This is a genomic window from Nostoc sp., from assembly GCF_036919815.1.
GTDB lineage: Bacteria > Cyanobacteriota > Cyanobacteriia > Cyanobacteriales > Nostocaceae > Nostoc.
Map to the genome: position 1 here is coordinate 1 of NZ_JBALCE010000133.1, position 5094 is coordinate 5094.

General features: G+C 44.3%; 10 protein-coding genes and 1 pseudogene. 7 read left to right on the forward strand and 4 right to left on the reverse strand.

Annotated features, from left to right (window positions below; all coding sequences use genetic code 11):
* The 3 genes and pseudogenes from V7K15_RS29830 to V7K15_RS29840 all read right to left on the reverse strand — a co-directional run.
* Nucleotides 1-225: pseudogene (locus tag V7K15_RS29830) on the reverse strand (hypothetical protein); the annotation flags it as partial.
* 58 nt (nucleotides 226-283) lie between these two features.
* On the reverse strand, nucleotides 284-559 hold the full coding sequence (locus tag V7K15_RS29835; protein ID WP_334911623.1) for a helix-turn-helix domain-containing protein: 276 nt from the start codon (nucleotides 557-559) through the stop codon (nucleotides 284-286).
* 133 nt (nucleotides 560-692) lie between these two features.
* Nucleotides 693-935 carry a hypothetical protein gene (locus V7K15_RS29840; protein WP_334911625.1) on the reverse strand — a complete coding sequence of 81 codons (243 nt, stop codon included), beginning with the start codon at nucleotides 933-935 and terminating at the stop codon, nucleotides 693-695.
* 65 nt (nucleotides 936-1000) lie between these two features.
* Here V7K15_RS29840 and V7K15_RS29845 point away from each other — a divergent pair, with 65 nt between their 5' ends.
* From V7K15_RS29845 to V7K15_RS29865, 5 genes are all read left to right on the forward strand, one after another.
* Nucleotides 1001-1369 carry a hypothetical protein gene (locus V7K15_RS29845; protein WP_334911627.1) on the forward strand — a complete coding sequence of 123 codons (369 nt, stop codon included), beginning with the start codon at nucleotides 1001-1003 and terminating at the stop codon, nucleotides 1367-1369.
* 153 nt (nucleotides 1370-1522) lie between these two features.
* Nucleotides 1523-1693 carry a hypothetical protein gene (locus V7K15_RS29850; RefSeq protein ID WP_334901922.1) on the forward strand — a complete coding sequence of 57 codons (171 nt, stop codon included), beginning with the start codon at nucleotides 1523-1525 and terminating at the stop codon, nucleotides 1691-1693.
* The gene (locus V7K15_RS29855; RefSeq protein ID WP_334911629.1) at nucleotides 1690-1965 is read left to right on the forward strand and encodes a hypothetical protein; all 276 of its coding nucleotides are present in this window, start codon (nucleotides 1690-1692) and stop codon (nucleotides 1963-1965) included. Before V7K15_RS29850 ends, V7K15_RS29855 begins: the two co-directional genes overlap by 4 nt.
* A 68-nt stretch (nucleotides 1966-2033) precedes the next feature.
* Entirely contained in the window at nucleotides 2034-2375 is a 342-nt protein-coding gene (locus V7K15_RS29860) for a hypothetical protein (protein ID WP_334911631.1), read from the forward strand.
* Nucleotides 2376-2388: 13 nt separating this feature from the next.
* Nucleotides 2389-2631, forward strand: a complete 243-nt coding sequence (locus V7K15_RS29865; RefSeq protein ID WP_334911633.1) for a hypothetical protein — start codon at nucleotides 2389-2391, stop codon at nucleotides 2629-2631.
* On the opposite strand, the gene V7K15_RS29870 is transcribed toward V7K15_RS29865, so the two are convergent.
* The gene (locus V7K15_RS29870; protein WP_334911635.1) at nucleotides 2591-2773 is read right to left on the reverse strand and encodes a hypothetical protein; all 183 of its coding nucleotides are present in this window, start codon (nucleotides 2771-2773) and stop codon (nucleotides 2591-2593) included. The two genes, V7K15_RS29865 and V7K15_RS29870, sit on opposite strands and share 41 nt — an antisense overlap.
* 192 nt (nucleotides 2774-2965) lie before the next feature.
* Here V7K15_RS29870 and V7K15_RS29875 point away from each other — a divergent pair, with 192 nt between their 5' ends.
* Together V7K15_RS29875 and V7K15_RS29880 are read left to right on the forward strand one after the other, a co-directional pair.
* Complete coding sequence (locus V7K15_RS29875) at nucleotides 2966-4336, forward strand: IS110 family transposase (protein WP_334911636.1); 1371 nt, start codon at nucleotides 2966-2968, stop codon at nucleotides 4334-4336.
* Nucleotides 4337-4372: 36 nt separating this feature from the next.
* Nucleotides 4373-4963, forward strand: a complete 591-nt coding sequence (locus V7K15_RS29880) for a thioredoxin family protein (RefSeq protein WP_334911637.1) — start codon at nucleotides 4373-4375, stop codon at nucleotides 4961-4963.
* The last annotated feature ends 131 nt before the right edge of the window (nucleotides 4964-5094 follow it).

Here is a 5094-nt window from a genome sequence, read left to right on the forward strand (position 1 = left end):
GTCTGGGGGTTCGTCGATGTCCCAAAAAATTGTTATCTGATCACCGTCAGTCTGAAATGGTACTTCTCCGAAGTGTGCAGGATTCCAGCGATCGCGATCGCTATTGGTTATTTCATCCCAGTAAGAATCGTAACAAGGGGGGAGGGGGGAAGGCGCAGCTTCGAGCGACTCCACCGCGAACAAGGTCAGCTGCTTGGGAGCGCTTCCGTTGTCAGATTCTGTCATGATTAGTTTAGAGATTTGCTTACGCCACAGTGCTTGCTACAGCACTGCGGCGAATTTTTTAGTTTTCAGGAATCGGCAATCGGCCATAGGGGCCAAAATCATCAGGCAAATCTTGGATAGTTTTACCTTTTGATTTCATTAACCGATCAAGTGCCTTCATTTGGGTGATCGTGAACGTAGGTATACTATCGCCAGCCTCCCATCTACTGACAGTTCTGGCTGTTGTGCCAATAAATCGCCCGAACTCCTCTTGAGACATGTCCAATTCACTTCTAAGGGCTTTCAAGGGTGATTCACCCCCATCTTTTTCTCTACTCACTCTTTTCTTTACCATAACACCCCGTCTAGACAATATGACTAGATGGGTTGACAGGGACAACATATCCAGACATAATGTCTAGTAATAGACGACAAAAAGACCAGCCAACGTAATTGCCTCGGCAAGAAACAGTTATTCAGCTGGTCAACTAATGACTTATCAACAACAGCTTTTTGATTGGATCGTTTTGAGAGAAGTTTCCCCATGCAAGTGGATTATCTTGTCTGAGTTCCGCCGCCGCAACGATGCGGACAATTACTACCAAATTGTGGCAAAACTTTTCAGTGGCCGAATTGAAGTGGTTTTCCGTAACCGCCTCGCAGAGTTTGAAGTGCAGAGTTAATTGGAAGCGATCGCACTCCTGCGCGATGCCTGCGGCGGGCGAAGCCATCGCCTTTCAAAATCCAATTCAACAGTTCAAACTTGTACAAGTCAAAAGTAGCACATTTAGAGCAAATGAAAGTAACAACCATCACTTACCAAAGAGTTTTAAATTTGGGTGACTATAATTCGGCACGGCTAGAGAAAACCGCACAAGCCGATGAGTACGAGGATCAAGAAGTTGCTACACAGAATCTGATAGAAAGTGTTGAGCGCCAAATCCATGAGGAGCAAATATATAAGCAAATTGATAAAGAGATCAGAGACAGGAAGAAAGAATTAACGGCGCTCAAAGTAGAGTATGCAGCTCTGAGCAAACAAATTGAACTTCTCAAAGCTGACCAACACCCCATACAACCAAATCTGACCGAGGAGGAACCCGACCCAGACAATATCCCAATTGATGCTGGTGGTCCCACAAGCTATAACCCAGCAGATTTTTAATTGAAGTTTTTAGGCGATCGCACTCTGGTCGAGGGAGTGCCATCGCCACAGACAGATACCAAAGTTAGTTTACCAAAATGCACACCATAGTCAATACACCATCCGTGTTTAGTTGCTTTCTTACCAGCAGCAGGTTGGATTAACCTAGCCCAGTTGCGTCAAATTCAATTTGAAGAATTGCCAAGCCGTGTAGTAGTGGTCACTTGGCAGAATGGCGATAAACAAATATTCTTCGGTGAAGATGCTGTAGCACTGATTAAAGCGATTGAAAATACTACCACTTCAATTAACAAGCAATGTAGTTGCCAGCAGAGGAAATTATGAATGAAGATGAAGTAATAGAAGAATTAACAGCCAAATACGCCAATGATTTTCGGCAGCTATCAAATGAACCAGAAATTGGGCTAAATATTTCTCCATTGATGGCTTGGCAAATTATTTCTCAGCTGCAACTAGCACTGAGACATCCCCAAAATACAGGAATTATCAGCGAAGAAACTAGACATTTTGTCAAGTCTCTTGCTGATGAAATTCCCATGAACGACTCACTCAGAGAGTTATTTGAAATGGATGGAATCCTGAGCATGACCATGTAATTGAACCTAGCCAGTAAAATCCTAAACTAGAAATTCGTGAAACTCACAATGCTGTAGCTATTTACGGCGTGGATGAATACGGAAGCGAAGTAGAAAGACCATTTGCAGAATTTTCGCGTCCTCAAACTTGGGGAGATAAAGAACAATGGCATTATGAATTCTTCCGTTTGGAATGGGTGAGAGATGGCTATAAATACATTAACAATTGCCATTGCTACACCGATATAAAAAATCCTGAATGTGATTATGCCACTTTATTTGCTCAGTGTGTGGCTACCATCCTCTATCCTGGTAGACCACCTGAATTATGTGGGCGTGAATTTCTGGATGAGGATGATTTTTGGACAGAGAAATGGGGAGAAATGCCACCTTACTACTACCCAGATGACGATGACGACTATTTTGAGTGAGAAGGATAAAGATATGGAAGATTTAACCCAGAAATCGGAGATTTCACACCCAGATCCAGCATGGGACTATTACATAATTTGGCATTCGTGCCAACATATCAAAGCCAAGATCGACGAGGCTTTAAAAATCATGAATGACAGCGAAAATGCAAACAAGGAAATAGATAAAGAACTCTATGATTTGCTCGATCCAGCTTCCGATAATCTAATAGAAGTTATTCAACAGTTAGAGCATGACGACGATGAAACCGCCTGATGAATCGTAATTGAAATTGCGATCGCGCTTCTTCAGCGTGGGCTACCCCTGGCACAGTAGCCGAAACTCTGGGATTACTCCCAGAGTCGCGGGTTGTGTCCAAAGCAATCAGCAAGTTAATCAGAGAAAGTGCGGCGTTCAAACTGAATTGCGCCCCTAATGTGAGGCGTTCTCTTCTTCATGCGCTGGGTTTCTCTGATTAATTTCCCCGAATGCGTTTACTCCTGAATCGCGCCCCTCTTATGGTGGGGCGTTAGGGTGATTCGTGCGCTATTAAGTTCGGGTAAATCAAAGGATGCCAGTCCTTGAAAACCACCATTAGTTACGCAGAACCATGACAATAGAATCAACTATTTTGGGAATTGATGTTAGCAAGTCGTCGATAAAAACTCACATTTTAACACAATATCCCAAAGGCGGATTACAGGCATACTGGAGTAAAACAAGAAATAAAGCATCTACTTTATATCCAGCTTTTTACTCCAATCCTGATGCTAAAAAGAAGCAGAAATCAGCTTTTGATTTTGCCGATTATCTAGCAGAAATCAAGCCAGATTACGCTATTTTGGAGCCAACTGGAAACCATTACTCAAGACTCTGGGCATCCATCCTCAATAAGTTAGAAATTAAAATTCTTTGGGTGGGTCATGTCGAATTGCGGCGTTATCGCGGAGGTAAAAACCTTCCAAATAAAAGTGACCCTGCCGACGCTTTAGCAATGGCTGCTTACGGACACGATCCAGATCACCGACTAGAGACTGGGGAATTAAATCTGAGATATTTCCTCATGCACCGCCCAGAACCCATTGATCAACTCCGCGACCTATGCCAGCAACTCGAACACCTTAACCGGGTGCAATCGCCAATCGTGAATTATGCTAGACAGCTTCTAGCTTGGCAATTCCCAGAAGTCGCGCACACCAAGAGTACATCAAGTAAAGCTGGGTTTTTACCGCCACTCTGGGCATGGTTAGCCAAGAGGTTAGAAATTTCGCCCGCCGGGAAAACCAGAATCGAAAATCGCTATAAAATATCCATCGCCAAAGACTACGGGATTGAAATCGATCCAATTTTAGAATTACACGCCGAATGGATGTGCGATATTTCGCTCTATGAGCAGCGCCTAGAGGCAAGAATCAGTGAAATGCTGACTGAAACTGCATTTAAGCCTTACATGACCGTGTTTGACAAGTTCGGTTTTGGGTTGAGAGTGCGATCGCGTTTGCTCACCAGGATCTATCCATTCGAGTCATTCCTGGGTCTAAATGGCAAACCTGTGATTGAGTATGAAGTGCGGGAAGTCAAGAAAACGGAACGCGATCGTCAAAACGGACAAACCACAGTCCGGCGACTCGCTGGGGACACCAAGCGAATTAAACGCAACCGCAGCCGCGACACTTTCAAAATGAGGTTAGGCATGGGTACTGTTCTGGAACAGTCGGGCGACGGGCTTGTTGAAAAAGCCAGTGGTTCCTCACTGTGCCGAATTAGTCTCTGGCAGTATGTTTTAACCGGGGTAGAAACTGGAAGGCTACCAGAAAACGAACTAACCAAGGAACTTACCAACTACCGCGACTCACTCAAAGCTAACGTCACCGAGCAAGGTGAGAAATTATTAGGTGGTAAGCACATCCAGGGAAAGCTGATGAGCAAAGTAGTAAATCTGCTGTTTCAGGAATTATGTAAAATAATTCAGTTACCCTGAAGAAGAAATGGCTTATTAAGTTTTAATAATTCTGTTATGAGTACTGATTCACCTGTTAATTCTCCCGATAAGTCGGAATCCGCATTCGGGAAGCGTTTGAGAAACTTTTTAATTGTAATGGTAGCGATCGCCCTCAGCGTTGCCCTCTTCTTGGGATTGCGAACTGAAACAACCTCAGCTTCCCTTGCCAAATTAAGTGATGCGTCCACACCCTTAGAAGTAGCTGTCAGCAACGGCAAACCATCTCTAGTAGAATTTTATGCTGATTGGTGTACTGTCTGTCAGAAAATGGTTCCAGATATCGCCCAACTGGAAACAGAGTATGCTGACAAGATGAATTTTGTGATGCTGAATGTGGATAATCTCAAGTGGCTACCGGAAATGCTGAGATATCGGGTAGATGGGATTCCCCATTTTGTATTTTTGAGTCAGCAAGGGGAAACCATCGCCCAAGCGATCGGCGATCAACCCCGCACGATTATGGCTAGCAATTTAGAAGCTTTGGTTACTGGTTCGTCTCTCCCATATGCTCAAGCTAGCGGGAAAGTTTCCAAATTCTCAACCCCAGTCGCACCAACGGCTAGTCAAGATCACCCCCGCACTCATGGCAGCCAAGTGGTAAATTAGCACTTTGGAGGCACGGGGTAGGAGAGTAGGGAAAGAGGTGCGATTCGTTGATTAGTGAATCACGGTATCCAGCCCGTACATAACTAATCCAGCCCGTCAGCAGATTACTGACACTAAAGGCTGAACTCTCG